The sequence below is a fragment of the Rhodococcus sp. 4CII genome (genome assembly GCF_014256275.1).
Classification (GTDB): domain Bacteria; phylum Actinomycetota; class Actinomycetes; order Mycobacteriales; family Mycobacteriaceae; genus Rhodococcus_F; species Rhodococcus_F wratislaviensis_A.
Genome location: NZ_JACCFE010000002.1, coordinates 7,570,567 through 7,586,682, shown reverse-complemented (window position 1 = coordinate 7,586,682; position 16,116 = coordinate 7,570,567). Strand labels below are relative to the sequence as shown.

13 protein-coding genes are annotated in these 16,116 nt (G+C 65.9%); all 13 read right to left on the bottom strand.

Annotated elements, in window-relative coordinates; all coding sequences use genetic code 11:
• Nucleotides 1–2: 2 nt before the first annotated feature.
• The gene (locus H0B43_RS35610) at nt 3–1,433 is read right to left on the bottom strand and encodes an MCE family protein (protein WP_213015340.1); all 1,431 of its coding nucleotides are present in this window, start codon (nt 1,431–1,433) and stop codon (nt 3–5) included.
• A complete protein-coding gene (locus H0B43_RS35605) occupies nt 1,433–2,581 on the bottom strand; it encodes an MCE family protein (RefSeq protein WP_185723710.1) in 1,149 nt (382 codons plus the stop codon). Before H0B43_RS35605 ends, H0B43_RS35610 begins: the two co-directional genes overlap by 1 nt.
• Complete coding sequence (locus H0B43_RS35600) at nt 2,578–3,855, bottom strand: MCE family protein (protein WP_185723711.1); 1,278 nt, start codon at nt 3,853–3,855, stop codon at nt 2,578–2,580. The genes H0B43_RS35605 and H0B43_RS35600 overlap by 4 nt, the downstream gene beginning before the upstream one ends.
• Before the next feature lie 3 nt (nt 3,856–3,858).
• A complete protein-coding gene (locus tag H0B43_RS35595; protein WP_185723712.1) occupies nt 3,859–5,082 on the bottom strand; it encodes an MCE family protein in 1,224 nt (407 codons plus the stop codon).
• Nucleotides 5,079–6,101, bottom strand: coding sequence for an MCE family protein (locus tag H0B43_RS35590; protein WP_185723713.1), 1,023 nt, complete (start codon nt 6,099–6,101; stop codon nt 5,079–5,081). Before H0B43_RS35590 ends, H0B43_RS35595 begins: the two co-directional genes overlap by 4 nt.
• Nucleotides 6,098–7,306, bottom strand: a complete 1,209-nt coding sequence (locus H0B43_RS35585) for an MCE family protein (RefSeq protein ID WP_185723714.1) — start codon at nt 7,304–7,306, stop codon at nt 6,098–6,100. The genes H0B43_RS35590 and H0B43_RS35585 overlap by 4 nt, the downstream gene beginning before the upstream one ends.
• Before the next feature lie 12 nt (nt 7,307–7,318).
• Nucleotides 7,319–8,128: an ABC transporter permease gene (locus H0B43_RS35580; protein ID WP_252189901.1), complete on the bottom strand. Its 810-nt coding sequence runs from the start codon at nt 8,126–8,128 to the stop codon at nt 7,319–7,321.
• A gap of 56 nt (nt 8,129–8,184) precedes the next feature.
• Nucleotides 8,185–8,988 (bottom strand): ABC transporter permease, encoded by an 804-nt coding sequence (locus H0B43_RS35575; protein WP_185723716.1) that lies wholly within the window; start codon nt 8,986–8,988, stop codon nt 8,185–8,187.
• Between the two features lie 110 nt (nt 8,989–9,098).
• Nucleotides 9,099–10,508, bottom strand: coding sequence for an aldehyde dehydrogenase family protein (locus tag H0B43_RS35570; RefSeq protein WP_185723717.1), 1,410 nt, complete (start codon nt 10,506–10,508; stop codon nt 9,099–9,101).
• Nucleotides 10,505–12,475 (bottom strand): NAD(P)/FAD-dependent oxidoreductase, encoded by a 1,971-nt coding sequence (locus H0B43_RS35565; RefSeq protein WP_252189629.1) that lies wholly within the window; start codon nt 12,473–12,475, stop codon nt 10,505–10,507. The genes H0B43_RS35570 and H0B43_RS35565 overlap by 4 nt, the downstream gene beginning before the upstream one ends.
• 182 nt (nt 12,476–12,657) lie before the next feature.
• Nucleotides 12,658–13,752: a phosphotransferase gene (locus tag H0B43_RS35560; protein WP_213015339.1), complete on the bottom strand. Its 1,095-nt coding sequence runs from the start codon at nt 13,750–13,752 to the stop codon at nt 12,658–12,660.
• A gap of 158 nt (nt 13,753–13,910) precedes the next feature.
• Nucleotides 13,911–15,212, bottom strand: a complete 1,302-nt coding sequence (locus tag H0B43_RS35555) for a TetR/AcrR family transcriptional regulator (RefSeq protein WP_312033612.1) — start codon at nt 15,210–15,212, stop codon at nt 13,911–13,913.
• A 14-nt stretch (nt 15,213–15,226) separates the two neighbouring features.
• Nucleotides 15,227–16,087, bottom strand: coding sequence for an alpha/beta fold hydrolase (locus H0B43_RS35550; protein WP_185723719.1), 861 nt, complete (start codon nt 16,085–16,087; stop codon nt 15,227–15,229).
• Nucleotides 16,088–16,116: the final 29 nt, after the last annotated feature.

Here is a 16,116-nt window from a genome sequence, read left to right as displayed (position 1 = left end):
GATCAGCGTCCTTGGGTCAGCAGATTTTCGAGAGTGGGCACCCCGCCCGGTGCCAGGTTGGACTGGCGGTAGACCTGTCCGTCGGCACCCCGGTATTCACCGGTGGAGGGGTTGTAACCCGCAGTTCCCACCGACGCCGGTGCGGCGACAGGTTGCGGGACACCGATCGCGTCGAATGCGGCGTTGCCCTCGGCCGCGAGCGGGTTGTCGGTGGTCGGGGTGGGATTGCCCACCCAGGGGTTCGTGCCCTTGGGCACGTATTCTTCGTCGCTCTTGCAGATTTCGACGGTGGGTGCCCGTTTGCCCGGCTTGTCCATGCACGGCATGTTCCGGGCACCGCGAGAAGCGACGTCGGCGTCCTGCGGAACGGCGCAGTAGATCGCATCGGAGGTGCGGACCGGCGAGTCGACGGCCGAACCGTCGCGCCGCTCGGAGGCCGGGAGGAATCCTGTGGTGCAGGGCGGGGAGGTGTTGAGGTTGAGGTTGAAGTCCATCAACGCTGCTCCCGTGGTGTCCTCGTTTGGGACGGTCATCGTCTTCATCAGTCCGACGCTCGGGGGCACCAGTACCAGCGCCTGCTCGAGCGACCGGTTGTAGGTGACGGCGACCTGGCCGAGGCTGGTCAGATTGGCCAGCAGGATCGGGGTGGTCGGGCGCAGTCGCCGGAAGAGTTCCGTCAGCTCCGTCGACGCCGCCGGCGCGGTCTGGAAGATGCTGCGTACCTGCGCGTCACGTCCGGCCGCTTGCGCACTGACCTCGCGGAGATGTCGTACCCATTCCTGCAGGGCCGGGCCGCTGTCCACCTGGGATCGGAGGAACGGCGCGGCGTCTTCGATGAGCCGGGCCGTGGGATCGGCGGTGTCGGCCGCCGTGGCTGCTACCGCGCTCGACGACTCGAGCAGTCGTTGGATATCTTCACCGGTTCCGTTGAAGGCGTTGTAGCTTTCGTCGATCAGGGTGGCGAGCTTGTCCTCGGGGATGGCCTCGAGGCCCTTGTTGACGGTGTCGAACATCGGGGCGATGTCCTGTGGCACCGACGTCCGGTCGACGGGGATCAGATCGCCGTCCTCCAGGTACGGTCCGTCGAGGCCGGTGGGGACGAGATCGACGTATTGCTCACCGATCGCCGACCGGCTGTGCACTTCAGCACGTGCGTCTGCGGGGATCTTGGTGGTGCTGTCGACTCGCAGGGTTGCGTGTGCTCCCGTGGCCGTGGGCACGACGTCGGTGACCGTGCCGATCGTGGCACCGCGGTAGGTGACGTTGGCGGTTCCGTAGAGGCCGCCGCTGGTGGGCAGGTCGACAGTGAGTTCGTACTGGCCCAGGCCGGCGATCGCGGGGAGGCGCATGTAGTGCAGACCCATCACCGCCAGCGCGATCACGGTGAGGATGCTGAAGATGGTCAGTTGGATGCGGACGAAACGGGTGAGCATCACTGTCCACCTCGGATCACGACCGACTCGAGCGGAACGGTCAACGGGTTCTTGTCCGCGGTCGGCATTCGGCCGACGGTGCGACCCAGGGCGGTCTCCGCGTTGTAGAGGGTGCCGGCGAGCGGTGTGCCCTGGAGGAAGTTGGCGTCGATGCGGCCCATGGTGAGGTCGAGGGTGGCGGAGAGGTTACCCGCGTCGCCCTGGATGTATTTGGGGAGACCGGCAAGCGGCCACGGGAAGGTGGGCAGCATGCCCAGGGAACCGGCGAGGCCCGGTCCGGCGTTCGCCAACTCGCGCAGGGTCGGAGCGAGATCCCGCAGGTTTTGTTGAATGTCTTCGGACCCGGCCGTCACCGTCCGGTTCGCGACGTCGGCGAAATTGCCGACTGAGGTCACCGACCCGGTCAGGTTCTCCTTCTGCCGGTTGAGGGTCTCGATGGCGGGCGGTATCCGTTCGAGTGCGCTTTCGAGGGTCTGGGTCTGCTCGTTCGCGGTGAGCGAGAGCCGATCGAGTCCTTCCAACGCTGTCAGGATGTCGTCCTTCTGGGTGTTCAGTGCGCTCGTGAATGTGTCGAGCTGGGTCAGGAAGGTGCGTACGTCCGACTCGCGGCCACCGAGGGCGGCGTTGAGCTGGGTGTCGATCTCTTGCAGCTGGCCGAGGCCTCCGCCGTTGAGCACCACCGACACGGCCGCCAGGGTCTGCTCGGTGGTCGGGTATTGGCCCGCATGATCGAGGGGGATGGTGTCGCCGTCCCGGAGCGAGCCGCTCGGGGACTCGTCGAGCGGTTCGGCGAGTTCGACGTGGAGCGAGCCGAGCAGGCTGGTCTGTCCGATCTTCGCGGTGGCGTTCTTCGGGAGGGTGACACCGCCGTCGAGTCGCACGGTGACCAGGGCGTGCCAGTCCTGTAGTTGCACGTCCGTGACGTTTCCGACGGTCACGTCGTGTACTCGGACGCGGCTGTTGCGCTGGATCGATGTGACGTTCGGCATCTGGATGGTCACGGTGTAGGAGCCGTCTCCCGATCCCTCGGTGCCGGGGAGTGGCAGTGAGTTCGCGCCCTCCCAGCTGCAGCCGGTGAGCAGTGCCGCGGACAGCCCGGTCAATGCGAGGCCGATCGACCGTCGTAGGGGTTTGCGCCGGAACATCATCGGCCTCCACTCGTCGTCGGTATGGCCAGCCCGAGCAGGCCCGGAATGCCGACGCGGGCGTCGATCGTGCGCGCCGGGGGTGCCGTCGGCACCGTGCCGCGCAGCGAGTCCTGGCTGTAGTCGATCTGGTCGGGGCGCACCTGGACGCTGGTGATCGGGTTTGCGCCCGCGGGTGGGTAGTTCATTTGGATCAGGTTGAGGACCGGGGCGAGATGCTGGACGCAGAGTTTCGCCGATTCGGCGGCACCCTTTTGGCTCGCGGCCTGGATTGCACCGCAGATGAATTGGATGGGGTTCTGCATCTGGGTCACCGCCAGCGCACCGGTCATCGAGCCCTGGGCGGGCTGATAGATGTTGTAGAAATTCTGCAATGTGTTCGGCAGGACGTGCAGCAGCTGCTCGATGTCCGGGCGTGATTCGTTGAGCATCGTCGTCACCGCGGCGAGATCGTCGACGGACTTGCCGAGGCCTTCCCGGTTGTCGCCGATGAACTGACCGATGCGGTGTACGAGGGCGTCCACGCTGTCGAGTGAGGTGGCGAGTTCCTGATCGGAGTTGGTGAGTACGCCGGAGACCGATGCGAGGTTCTGGTTGAGCTGCACGATCTGCTGGTCGCTCGCGGCAAGCGCGGAGACGAACACCTGCAGGTTGCGCACCGTCGCGAACACGTCGTCCCGCCCGTCGGACAGTGTCGACATCGCCTCGGACAACTTGGTCAGGGTGGTGTTGATGTCGGTTCCCTTGCCGCTGAGCGAATCCGCGGCATCGTTGACGAACTGGCCGAGTGGGCCGTTGGCGCTGTCCTGGGTGGGGCCGAGCGACTCGGAGAGGTGCTGGAGTTGGGCGCGGAAGTCGTCCCACTCGATCGGCACCGCGGTGCGTTCGAGCGGAATCTCGTCCTGATCGGCGAGGGCGGGGCCTCCGGTGTAGGCGGGGGTCAGCTGGATCGCCCTGGAGGTGACGAGGCTCGGGGACAGGATCGCGGCCTTGGCGTCCTGGGGAACCTGATACTGCGAGTCGTAGTGGAAGGTGACCTTCATCCGTTCGCCGTCCGGCTCGATCGCGTCGATCTTTCCGACGTCGACGCCGAGGATCTTCACCTGGTCGCCGACGTAGATTCCGTTGGTGTTCGCGAAGTACGCCGTCACGGTCGTCGTGGAACTCGTGCGGTAGAAACTCCACCCGGTGGCGGCGACGACGGCGACGGTCACCACGACGAGCGCGGCGATCCAGACGCGGCGTGAGCCTCGGAATGTGTTCAACATGGTCGACATGTCCTATCCGCCCAGTCCGGGCAGTGGGGGCAGACCGGGAATGGAGATCTGCGGCAGCGCGGGGAGCGCGGGCGGCGCCGGCGGCTGCGTCGAGTTCGCGACCGGAAGCTCGCCGGGCTGAACCGGGCAGTTGCTCGGGTTCGGCAACGGCGTCGTGCTGCCGGGGGGAACGGCGCCCGGAGCGCTGTTGTCTCCACAGGTCACCGGGAAGGTGTTCTGCCCGTTCAGGGTGCCGGGGTTGATGCCCTGCTCGGAGAACGCGGCGTCGATGAACGGCTGCAGGTACTGCCCGGGCAGCAGATTCATGATGTAGGCCTTGAAGAACGGGCCGGAGGCCACGGATTCCCCGAGCGACGTCGCGTATTGCGACAACGGCTTGAGCGACGCTGCGAGGTTGTCCTTCTGCTGGTTGAGCAGGCCGGTGGTCGTGTTCAGCTGGTCGAGCACGGGCCGCAGCTGTGCCTCGTTGTCGTCGACGAGACCGTTCACCTGCGCGGTCACCGCCGTGACGTTGCCGAGCAGTGTGTCGATTGCCCGGCGTCGCTGCTCGAGTGAGGCGAACAGGGTGTTGCCGTCGACGAGCAGTTTGTCGATCTGATTGCTCCTCTCGGACAGCACACCCGTCACCGATTCGGCGTTGCGGGAGAGGTCCTGAATCAGCTGGTCCCGGGAGCTGACGGTGTCCGAGAACCGGGACATTCCGTCGAGCGCAGCGCTGAGGTTCGGTTGGGTCTGATCGAGCGTCTCGCCCAGCGTCTGCAGAGCCCCGGTCAGTTTGTCCGTGTCGAGTCCGCTGATCGTCGTGGTGAGGTCACCGAGGGCGTCCGTGAGCAGGTACGGCGTGGTGGTCTGGGCGAGCGGGATGACGTCGTCCGTGGCGAGGAGGTCGTCGTCGCCGCGCGGTGTGACCTGGAGGTACTTGTTGCCGAGCACGGTCCGCGTCTTGATCGACAGTTCGGTCTTGCTGCCCAGGCGCACCCCGTCCGCGGTGAATTCGACGAGGACCTTGTCTCCGTCGAGTTCGACGTCGTGGACCTTGCCGACCTCGACCCCGGCGACCATGACCTTGTCGCCGGTCAACAGGCCGCCGGTGTCACCGAAGTACGCCGAATAGTGTGAGGACGTGGTCAGGTACTGCAGCTTCTCGAAGTTCATGGAGGTGAGCACGACGATGAGGGTGATCGCAATGCCGATCAGGCCGATTCGTGCGGTCTTGGAGCCAATCATTGTGGAGTGCACCTCCCGGCCCGCTGGCCGACGATCGGAATGTATAAGGGGTCTCCGTTCGGGCCGTTCACCTTCAACTGCACATCGCACAGGTAGAACGTGAAGAAGTCACCGAACAGGCCCAGCCTCGACAGCTTGTTGTAGGCCGCGGGAAGGGAATTGAACGCCCAGTTGATGTAGTCCTGATCGGCGACCACCTGGTCGGAAAGCCTGCCGGCCTGGGTGATGTCTTCCTTGATGTCCGGACGGGTCGAGTCGAGCAACGCGGCCATCGAACTCGATGCGTCGTCGATGTGGACGAGGGCGTCGCCGAGCGGATCGGACTGCTCCCCCAGCCTGGAGACGAGTTGCTGGAGTTGATCGATGCCCTGGTTGAACTCGGCGTTCCGCCGGTCGACGGTCCCGAGCAGGGTGTTGAGGTTGCCGATCACGGCCCCGATCAACTGGTCCCGGTCGGCGAGGACCGACGTCAGCTGGCCGGCTTGCTGCAGGAAGTGGTCGATGGTGCCGCCCTGTCCCTGGAAGACGTCGACGAGGGAGCCGGACAACGCGTTGACCTGTTCGGGGTCGAGTGCCTTGAACAATGGCCGGAAGCCGTTGATCAGCGCGTCGAGGTCCAACGCCGGCACGGTGCGTTCGACGGGGATAGTGTCGCCTTCGCCCAGCGGGGTGAGCGGACCGGACCCTTCGATCAGTTCGAGGTAGTGATCGCCGATGAGGTTGCTGAATTTCACTGCCGCGCGTGTCGATTCGGTGAGGGGAACGTTCTTCGTCAGCGCGAAGGTCACCCTCGCCGTGGAGTCCTCCCGCACGTCGACCGATTTCACCTTGCCGACCTCGACGCCCGCGACGCGGACGAACTCGTTGTCCCGGAGTCCGGACACGTCGTCGAAGACTGCGCTGTACTGCTTTTCGCTACCGAAGCGGAACTGTCCGAAGACGATGACGACCGCTGCGGTGAACAGGACCATCACGATCGCGAAGATCGCGAGTTTCGTTGCCGTTGTCGAGATCTTCATCGCGGGGTCACCCCTCCGATGGTGGTGCCGAAGAGGTACTCCACGAAGCTCGGCGATCCGGCACGGGGTGCGGTGGCATTGGCGATGTTCGCGCCGCCATCGACCACCAGGTGCGGGGTTGGGAACATGTCCTTGGTGATCTCCGGGTAGCAGCCGGGAGCGCCGCCGGGTCCACCCCGGCCCTGGACGATCGGAAGATTCTCGGGGTATGTGTAGTTGTCGTCGCCGGGCATGATGCCCGCGTCCAGTTCGAGTGAGTAGCCGGTGTTTCCGGCGCCGAAGCGCTGTTCGGCCTCGGCAGTGGTCGCGGCCTGCTGGAACAGGCACGCGTATTCGGGGCTGTATTCGGCCAGCAGAGCTGTAGTGGGCACGAATAGTCTCATGGCGTCGAGGAAGCTCTTCTCGTTCTCGGATGCGATACCGAATCCCTCGTCGCCCATCGTGCGGAATGCCTGGAGGGTGGACTCGAGCGGTTTCTCCTCGGCGACCAGGGTGTCCGAGGTGACGCTGGCGTTGCCGAGCAAGGCCATGAAGTCGGGAACGGCTTCCGCGTAGGTATTCGCCGTGATGGCGGCGTCGCGCCAGTCGTTCGCGAGGGTCGGCAGGGTTGGGTCGACGGCTGCGAGGAAGGTGTTGGCGTCGGTGATCGTGGTGCCGAGTTGATTGCCGCGGCCACGGAGGCCGGTGGCGACCGCGCCGAGTGTCGCGTTCAGCTTTGCTGCGTCGACGTGTTCGGTGACCGAGGTCAGGTTCTCGAATACCGTGTTGATCTCGGTGGTGACGTTGCGCGATCGCACCTCGTGTCCGGCCGCGAGAGGCTCGGCCGACGATCCGTCCGGGATCTCGAGGGCCACGTATTTCGACCCGAATGCGGTGGTGGCCTTGATCTCTGCGACGGTGTCGGCGGTGAGGAGTCCGAACCACTGCTCGTCGATGTCGAGTTGCAGGCTTGCTCCGTCAGCGACGTGGTCGATTTCGCGGACCTTGCCGATCTGGACTCCGTTCAGCTGCACCTTGGCGCCCTGATCCATCACCAGGCCGGATCGGTCCGAGACGACGGTCAGGGGAACTGTGCTGGTGAACGCGCCGTTGAAGGACAGCAGGCAGCCGAACAGGATCGCCGCGAGTCCGAGGACGAGCGCTGCGCCCTTCGTTTTCAGGGGCGGTGGGTGATAGTGCGACTTGGCACTTCTTGTCGAGAGCATGTTCGTTTACCCCTAGCCCGCAAGGTTGAAGTTGCCGGACGCTCCGTAGATCGCCAGGGATGCGATGAGAGTGACCGAGACGACCGCGATCAGCGAGGTCCGGACCGCACGTCCGACCGCTTCTCCCACGCCGGCAGGTCCGCCGCGTGCGTGGTAGCCGTAGTAGCAGTGGATGAGCATCACCACCAGCGCCATGACCACCGCTTGCAGGAACGACCAGAACAGGTCGGTGGGGCGCAGGAAGGTGGTGAAGTAGTGGTCGTATACGCCGGAGGACTGTCCGTAGACGTACGTGGTGGTGAACTGGGAGGCGACGAATGACATGATCACGGCCATCGAGTAGAGCGGGACGATCGAGATCATGCCGGCGATCAGGCGTGTCGAGACGAGATACGACATGGAGCGGATGCCCATGACCTCGAGCGCATCGATCTCTTCGCTGATGCGCATGGCACCCAATTGGGCCGTGGCGCCCGCGCCGATCGTGGCCGCGAGTGCGATGCCCGAAATTACTGGGGCGACGATGCGCACGTTGATGAACGCGGCGAAGAATCCGGTCAGGGCCTCGACACCGATGTTGCCGAGCGAGCTGAAACCCTGGATCGCGAGAAGTGTTCCGCCGGACAGTGTCATGAATCCGACGATGACGACGGTGCCGCCGATGATGGCCATCGCGCCCGATCCCATGCCGATCTCGGCGATCAGTCGCACTGTCTCCTTCTTGTAGCTGGAGATCGCGTGCGGGGCGAGCCGGATGGTCTTGCCGAAGAAGTCTGCTTGGTGCCCGATCGCCTGGAGGATACGGACGGGGGCACCGGCCATGTCAGCCAGTTTCGGGTGCCGGCTTCCGGCGACGGTCTTGTGCACTGTCATGTTCGTCAGGCTCCTGTTCCGAATTTGACGCCGATGGCGGTGACCACGACGTTGACCGCGAACAAGGCCATGAAGGCGTAGACGACGGTCTCGTTCACCGCGTCGCCGACGCTCTTGGGGCCGCCCTTGACGGTGAGCCCCCGATGACATGCGACCAGGCCGGCGATCAGCCCGAAGAGGGTGGCCTTGACTTCGGAGATGATGACCTCCGGCAGCCCGGTCACGAACGTCAGCGACGACACGTATGCGCCGGGGGTGACGTTCTGGATGTAGACGGAGAACAGGAACCCGCCGGTGAGCCCGATCGTGATGACGAGGCCGTTGAGCAGTACCGCCACGAACATCGACGCCAGCACGCGCGGGACCACGAGACGGTGGATCGGGTCGATTCCGAGCACCCGGACCGCGTCGATCTCCTCCCGGATGGTGCGGGCGCCGAGATCGGCGCAGATCGCGGTCGCGCCCGCACCGGCCACGATCAGCACGGTGACGAGTGGTCCGATCTGCGTGACGGCGCCGAGTCCGGCCCCGGCACCGGACAGGTCGGCCGCGCCGAATTCCACCAGCAGGATGTTGAGAGTGAACACCACGAGCACGGTGAACGGCAGTGCGACGAGGAGCGTCGGCAGCAGCGCGACGCGCACGATGAACCACGACTGCAGCACCAACTCGCGCCACTGGAAGGGGCGCTTCGCGAGGGCGCGGAATGTCTCACCGCACAGCTCGAAGAAGCCTCCGACGGCGCGCAGTCCCGTGTCGACGCCGGATGCGACCTTCGCCGCGGCGGTCTCACGCACGGGTGCACTCATGACGGGCCCTTCTCTGGCGACGGGGCTGCGCGAGCACAGCCGGATACTCGAGGTGACAACGCTCTGGTTCCTTTGCGGCGAAGTGGGTCCGGACGTTTGCAGGTCGACGACTATCCCATGAGGCGGCGGAGCAGACGGGTCGCGAAAGGTCCGTACGGTGGGTACGCGAAGGACGGATCGGGATTGGTCGGCTTGCGCAGCACCGACTTTCGATGACTGAACGTGGCGAACCCGTGCTCGCCGTGGTAGTCCCCCGCCCCGGAGGCACCGACACCGCCGAACGGAAGGTCGGGCACGAGCAGCTGGTAGAGAAGATGATTGACCCCGGCCGAACCGGAGGAGGTGTTGCCGAGCACGGTCTGCACGGTGTCATTGTTCTCCGTGAACAGGTACAGCGCGAGAGGCTTCGGTCTGCTGTTCACCAGCTCGACGGCGGCGTCGACCGATTCCACCGACACCACCGGCAGGATCGGCCCGAATATCTCCTCGGTCATCAGCGGCGAGTCGAGATCGGGGTCCGTGACCACCGCGGCGGCGAATCGGAGGGTGCCGCGATCGTGCTGCCCACCGGTCGTGTCGCCACCGTGCCCGGCCAGGAGCGCGGTGAGGCGATCGAAGTGGTTCTCGTTGACGATGCGGGTCGGTTCCGCGCGCCAGGCGCTGTCGAGCTCCCTGAGCAGCCGTTCGACGAACGCCGGTCGCACCGAGTCCTCGACGAGGACGTAATCGGGTGCGATGCACGCCTGTCCACTGTTCACGCATTTCGCCCACGCGATGCGCCGGGCAGCGACATCGAGGTCGGCGTCGGCCGCCACGATCACGGGGCTCTTGCCGCCGAGTTCGAGCGTCACGGGGGTGAGGTGCTCGGCGGCGGCGGTCGCGACCAGTCGCCCGACGCGCGCAGATCCGGTGAAGAACACGTGATCGAATCGCTCCCGGAGGAGGGCGGTGCTGACCTCGGCGCCGCCGTTGGCGACGACGACCGCGGATGGGTCGCAGTACTTCGGCAGCAGCTCGGCCAGCACCTGCGCTGTGCGCGGGGCCAGCTCCGACGGTTTGACGAGCACCGCGTTTCCGGCGGCGAGAGCGCTCACGAGCGGTTGGAGGGTGAGCAGCAGGGGGAAGTTCCAGGCCCCGATCACCAGGACCACGCCCTTCGGCTCTGCGACGGTCCACGCCTTCCCCGGCTGCTGAGTCGCCGGCAGCGTCACGCGCTGGGGCCGTGACCACCGCTCCAGGTTCTTCAGCGTGTGCCGGATCTCGGCCCGCACCGGGGCGAGGTCACCCATGAAGGTCCCGATCGCCGACCGCCCGAGATCCTGTTCGACAGCGGCGGCGAGATCTTTCTCCCGTTCCGAGAGCAGCCGGGCGAGACCCTCGAGTTGGGCGCGACGCCAGGTGAGCGAGCGGGTGCGTCCGCTACGGAAGGTTGATCGCAGCAGAGCTACCTGCGCGGCGGCGTCCGGGGTGGCGGCGATCGGAGCGGTCACAGGTGTGGCCTTACGAGTTGCGGTGCTCATGCGAAGCTTCCATCCGTTCGGGCTGCCGGCGACAGCGCTGATTCCACGTCGAAGTCGTCCATGTTCGGCTGGTGTGTGCGGCGCCAGTACTCGATGTACTGCCACGGACTGTTGGTCACCACACGTCCCCGACTGTTGCGGTAGTAGGTGGTCATGCCGGGATGCGTCCAGATGGTCCGCGAGAGCGCCTCACCGAGTTCCTCGTCGTACGTGTCGAAGGTGTCCTGCCGAACCTCGACACTCGCGAGACCCTCGTCGATCATCTCGGCGAGGACGCTCGTGACGTACTGGACCTGGATTTCGGTGCCCGCCACGACGGTGCCGCCGTGCCCGGTGTTGGTGTTCGGACCGTAGAGGCAGAAGAAGTTGGGGAACCCGGGGACGGTGATGCCCAGGTAGGCGCGACCGTCGTCATGTCCCCAGTACTCCCGCAGGGACCGTCCGCCCCGACCGCGGATGTCGACCGAACCGAGCACCTGAACCGCATCGAAACCTGTCGCCAGAACGATGATGTCGGCCTCGTGCTCGACACCGTCGGCGGTGCGGACACCGCGAGGGGTGACGGTGTCGATGTTCTCGGTCACCAGGTCGACGTCGTCGCGCCGGATCGTGCGGAACCACCCGTTGTCGATGAGCAGACGCTTCCCGTACGGCGGGTAGGACGGCAGGCTTTTCGCGAGAAGGTCCGGTCGACCGTCGAGCTCACTTTCGATGTGCGCGGTGAGGATCTTGCGCAGTTTGTCGTTGCCGCGGTTGATCGCACGGTCGGTGTGCGGGTAGTCGGGATCGATCTGCAGGAGCCCGTGCAGTTTGTCGCCCATCCGCCAGAACAGCCGGAGCCGGTACCAGCCCTGGTAGTGCGGGATATGGCGGTTTAGGAAGGCGACGCCCTCGGGGATGTCCCGACGGTAGTTGGGGTGCGGCATGGCCCATTGCGGGGAACGCTGGAAGACACGCACGTTGCTCGCCACGCCGGCGGCGGCGGGCACGAACTGCATAGCGCTGGCGCCGGTGCCGATCACCGCGACGCGTTTGCCGGCGATGTCGATGTCGCGGTCCCAGCGCGCGGTGTGCAGGCAGGGGCCCTCGAAGGTGTCGAGACCCGCGATGGCGGGGACGCTGGGGCGGTTCAGCAGGCCCACCGCGCTGACGAGGATGCCGGCGTCGAGTTCGTCCTCGAGTCCGTCGGTGCCGCGCGTCACGATCTTCCAGACTGCCTGGTCCTCGTCGTAGTTGGCCGACACCGCTTCGGTGGAGAACCGGATGTTCCGGCGAATGTTCCATTGGTCTGCGAGCGAGCGCCAGTACTCGGCGAGTTCGTCGCGGCCCGCAAAGAATCGCGTCCAGTCCGGGTTCAGTGCGAACGACAGGGAGTACAGGTTACTCGGGGTGTCGACACCGCAACCCGGATAGGCGTTCTCGTGCCACGTGCCGCCGACGTCGTCGTTCTTCTCGATGATCACATAGGGAATGCGGGCCTGCTCGAGGCGGATCGCCAGGCACAGCCCCGACAGCCCCGCCCCGATGATGGCGACCCGCAGTGGGGCCTCGCCCTCGAATGTCGTCGTGGGGACGGACGCCCGGGGGTAGATCCCGAGTTCCTCGCCGAGGAGGTTGCCGTAGTCGGCGGGCAGTTGCTCCCCCAGGGACACACTCAGAATCCGGACCAGCCGCGCAGGGTCCGGCGTCGGACCGGGCTCGAGCTCCTCGTCGCGATGGCGGCGCAGGACCTCGAAGGCCTCCAGGCGAATGCGGTCCTGCACTTCCTCGGTGAATCCGCCGGAGTCGTGGTCGCCGAGGTCCGTGGGCGGTGTCGGAACGAACGGCTCTTCGATCCAGCGGTCCTCGCCGGTCAAGTGCGCCAGCGCCGCGAGCAGCGCGGGCAGATTCGCCACCGCCAGCGCGTCGCGGAGGTCTTGGTCAGTGAAGGAATCGGGCGCCGATCCCGGCGTCGTGGTCTGCTGCATAGAGTGACCATACAAAGTGTTCATACGTGATGTCAATCACTAGAGGTTGGACAGTTCTGGACACGAAAACGGGGACGAGCCAGAGAGAGTGCCGAAGCGGACAGCAATGAAGCATTCTCCGGTTCATCCCCGTTGAAAAGGAGATGCAGCCGTTGGCCGAGCTCGGGCCGGCGACAGGAGAGTCAGTTCTTGAAGAGCAGGGCGAACGGGTCGTGGTCCTCGATGGCAGCCGCGTACCGGTGCGCCATGGCGGCAACGGTTTCCGATGGCTGCATCACCGTCGGAACGCACATCCACGCAAAGCCGTGCAGCGTGTGTCTCCGATAGTCTTCCCAGGCGTCGTCTCGTGAAATCTTCGGTCCGCCATGGCCTTCCAATGCGTCGAGGTAATGGGCCAGGAGGTCGCGTTCGTGCGTGCGACGATCCTCGACGGTCAGGGCCGATCCGATGAAGTAGGTGACGTCGTGTGACCACGGTGCCAGACATGCGGTCTGCCAGTCGAGGAACGCCGGCGCCTGCCCCGGAATCCGGTACAGCTGCGCGAAGTGGGCGTCCCCGTGGTTGATGGTGTGTACCGCGCTGTCGTCGTGCTCCCACAGCGCACGGAATGCGCGCCGGACTCTGTCGTCGTCCTGCAGTCCGGGCGACAGTTCGGGAACCTCGTCGCGACTGATCAGGGGGTGGAATTGTTCGGGGCTGAGCATGACCTGGAATGCCTGTCGGGCCGCTTCGACGCCGATCGGGAGCCACTGGTACCGACCCTTGGTGCTTCCCCACAGCGGTCCGTGCCAGCTGGCCTGCACCTCGAGCGTTTCGGCGACGCTGTCGGTCGACCAGAGGTTGGTCGCTTCGCCGAATTCGGCTCCCCGCGAGGTGAGATCTTCGAGGATGACGATGCCCTGCTCGGGTTCGGCCTCCGCGTAGTAGCAGGCGGGAACCTCCGCCTGGAGATTCGGCGCGAGGTCGCGGTAGAAGCATCCCTCGAGTTCGTACGCGGCGCCGAGCCCGAATGCCCGGCTCCGCTCGTCGAATCCGCCCTTGACGCAAACCCTTTCGGGTATCCCCTGCGAGTCGCCGTCGAATTCGAGCTTCGCGAACGCCTTGGTGGCCGAGCCCCAGATGACACGTTCGATTTCCACCCCCGTGACCCGGATTCCAGTTCGCGCCTTGGCAAGTGCGGCGGTCATCCACTCCGGGGTCAGTTCTTCGATGGTGCGGACGAGGGGAGTCGGCGACCCGGCGTCGCCGGCCACAGGAGGCGTGAATGTGTGAGTCATGTCACGGACAATACAGAGTGTTCAGACGTGATGTCAATGACATCGGAGGCGCCGCCAACCGCCCTCGAAACGCAAAAAAGGCACACCTCCGAGGAGGAGGCGTACCTTGCGGCCTGTGAGTACTTCTCAACCGCCGGCGGTTGAGAAGTACTCACAGGTCAGAGACCGTAAATGGCGGAGACGAGCAATTCGCCGAGCAGTTTGGTCACGGCGCCGAGATCTTCGAGGTGCTCCTCCTTCGCCATCGCGCCGGCCACGGTCCGCTCGATGGTCCACATGCACACGGCAGCGAATGCTGCCGCGGGAGGACCGTCGACAGCAATCCCGGCCGCACGGTCGGCTTCGATCATGGTTTGGAGCGCCGAGGTCATCCGGGTCATCGTGTCGAGGTAGTGCCGCCGCAGTTCCGGCCGACGGGGCCATTCGTGGACGGCGTTGCGGGCGACCGCGAGAGTGGCCTCGTCCAGATCGAGCCAATCGGCGACCAAATCCCGGATCCGGGCCGGGTCGTTGCGATCCACCTGCACCAGCAGTTCGAATCCACTTGCGATCCGCTCGGCGAATTCCTTGAACAACGCCACGAACGCGTCGTCCTTGCTGCCGAAGTAGAAGTAGAACGTCCCGCGGGACGCGTCGGCGCGTTCGAGGATCTGGGCGACGCTGAGTTCGTCCAGGGTGTGCTCCTGGAGGAGGTCGTTGACCGCCTGCAGGATGGTGGCCGCGGTGTCGGTGCTCGCCGTCACCTCTCCGGCGGCCACCGCCGGTGTCATTGCCGCCGCTCGCGTGCTCTTGGCTGCCGACTTCCTGCGCTTCGCGCGTTTGACCGGCCGCCGGTTGCCGTAGATCGCGGCGAAGGTGAGCGCCAGGATCGACTCGACGGCGCTCTCCGCGGACGGCAGTCGCTCGTCGAGTCCCTTGGAGCCGACGTAGAACGTTCGCTCGACGCCCCCGACCAGCATCGTGGCGATCATCTCCGGGGGCGCACCATCCGGGGCGGCACCGTTCGCGCGCTCGTGGGTGATCTGCTCGGCGACGGCACCGACGAACTGCTCGAGCATGATCTTCCATGCGGCCGCTACGGCGGGCACGCTGTGCATCTGCTCGACCGCCGCACAGATCACCTCACCGTGCCCGGACCACATGTCGATGGTGCCGCGCATGCTGGCGTCCATCGACTTGGCCCGAGTCTTACCGGGAGGCGCCTGCCAGGGGCCGGCCTCCGCATAGGCGTCGTCGAAGAGTCGCGCGATCATCGCGACGAGGACGTCGTACTTGGACGCGAAATAGTGATAGAAGTTCGCCCGCGACAGGCCGGCGCGCTTGATAATCTGCGCGACGGTGAGATCCTGCATCGAGGTCTCCTGCAGCAACTGCTCGGTTGCCTCGAACACCGCCACCTCGGCGCCACGCTGCCCGTCATGGGCGCGTGGTCGTTGTCGCACTACCGGCCGTGTACTCACGCTTCGAGAATACCCTATGTCTGGACACTGTGACTGGACGGTGCCTCGACCCTTCGTACCGCCGGGCCCTTCGGCTTGCGCACCGCGCGGAGCAGCGCCTCGTCGAACAGGTCCGGCCGCTCCAGCATCGGGTAGTGCCCGCAATCGAGCTCCACCAGGGTGCTGCCGATCCGCTCCTGCACCCAGCGCGCGCCGCGGACGGAGAGCGCCGGGTCCGCCGTACCGATGATCTGGGTGACCGGAATATCGAGGTCGTCCAGAGCGAACACCTGCGCCGTCCGCAGGAGCGTGGTCATGCACGCGTTCGCCGCCCAGCTCGGCGTCTGCAGGGAGATGCGCTGCAGCCAGTCGAGGGTCTGCCCGTCCGGCGGTGTGCCGAACGGGTCACCCACCGCCCGCCTCCGGTAGTCCAGCCGTCCGGCGTGCTCGGCCGCATGCATGCCGCCCTCGACCGCGTCTGCCGGCACGCCGAAGGGGTAATCGGGCTGCCGCGCCCCGGCCACACCGTTGGAGGCGACGAGCACGAGGCGATCGACCAAGTCCGGGTGGCGGTGGGCCATCCGCAGTGCGGTCATACCGCCCAGCGACCAGCCGACGACGGTCGCGTTGCGGGCGTGGAACGCTTCCAGGACTGCCGCGCCGTCGTCGGCGAGTCGGTCGATGTCGTACCGGCTCAAGGGCGCATCGGACCCACCGTGCCCGCGCAGGTCCATCGCGAGCACACGATGCCCGGCTTCGGCGAGCACTCGGATCTGCCGGTCCCACACCGCGGAACTCAGGCTCCAGCCGTGGATCAACAGCACCGGGTCGCCGACGCCCAGTTCGAGTACCTTGACCCGGACGCCGGGCTCGACCTCCACCAACGTCGAACTCATTTCTCTCCCTCTTCGTGCTCCGCGACCAC

Bases quoted from the DNA above. Each gene is read 5' to 3' on its own strand.
- H0B43_RS35565 (WP_252189629.1), bottom strand. From the start codon at position 12,475: ATGCAGCAGACCACGACGCCGGGATCGGCGCCCGATTCCTTCACTGAC.
- H0B43_RS35560 (WP_213015339.1), bottom strand. From the start codon at position 13,752: ATGACTCACACATTCACGCCTCCTGTGGCCGGCGACGCCGGGTCGCCG.
- H0B43_RS35590 (WP_185723713.1), bottom strand. From the start codon at position 6,101: ATGAAGATCTCGACAACGGCAACGAAACTCGCGATCTTCGCGATCGTG.
- H0B43_RS35600 (WP_185723711.1), bottom strand. From the start codon at position 3,855: ATGTCGACCATGTTGAACACATTCCGAGGCTCACGCCGCGTCTGGATC.
- H0B43_RS35605 (WP_185723710.1), bottom strand. From the start codon at position 2,581: ATGATGTTCCGGCGCAAACCCCTACGACGGTCGATCGGCCTCGCATTG.
- H0B43_RS35550 (WP_185723719.1), bottom strand. From the start codon at position 16,087: ATGAGTTCGACGTTGGTGGAGGTCGAGCCCGGCGTCCGGGTCAAGGTA.
- H0B43_RS35610 (WP_213015340.1), bottom strand. From the start codon at position 1,433: ATGCTCACCCGTTTCGTCCGCATCCAACTGACCATCTTCAGCATCCTC.
- H0B43_RS35575 (WP_185723716.1), bottom strand. From the start codon at position 8,988: ATGAGTGCACCCGTGCGTGAGACCGCCGCGGCGAAGGTCGCATCCGGC.
- H0B43_RS35570 (WP_185723717.1), bottom strand. From the start codon at position 10,508: ATGAGCACCGCAACTCGTAAGGCCACACCTGTGACCGCTCCGATCGCC.
- H0B43_RS35595 (WP_185723712.1), bottom strand. From the start codon at position 5,082: ATGATTGGCTCCAAGACCGCACGAATCGGCCTGATCGGCATTGCGATC.
- H0B43_RS35580 (WP_252189901.1), bottom strand. From the start codon at position 8,128: ATGGCCGGTGCCCCCGTCCGTATCCTCCAGGCGATCGGGCACCAAGCA.
- H0B43_RS35585 (WP_185723714.1), bottom strand. From the start codon at position 7,306: ATGCTCTCGACAAGAAGTGCCAAGTCGCACTATCACCCACCGCCCCTG.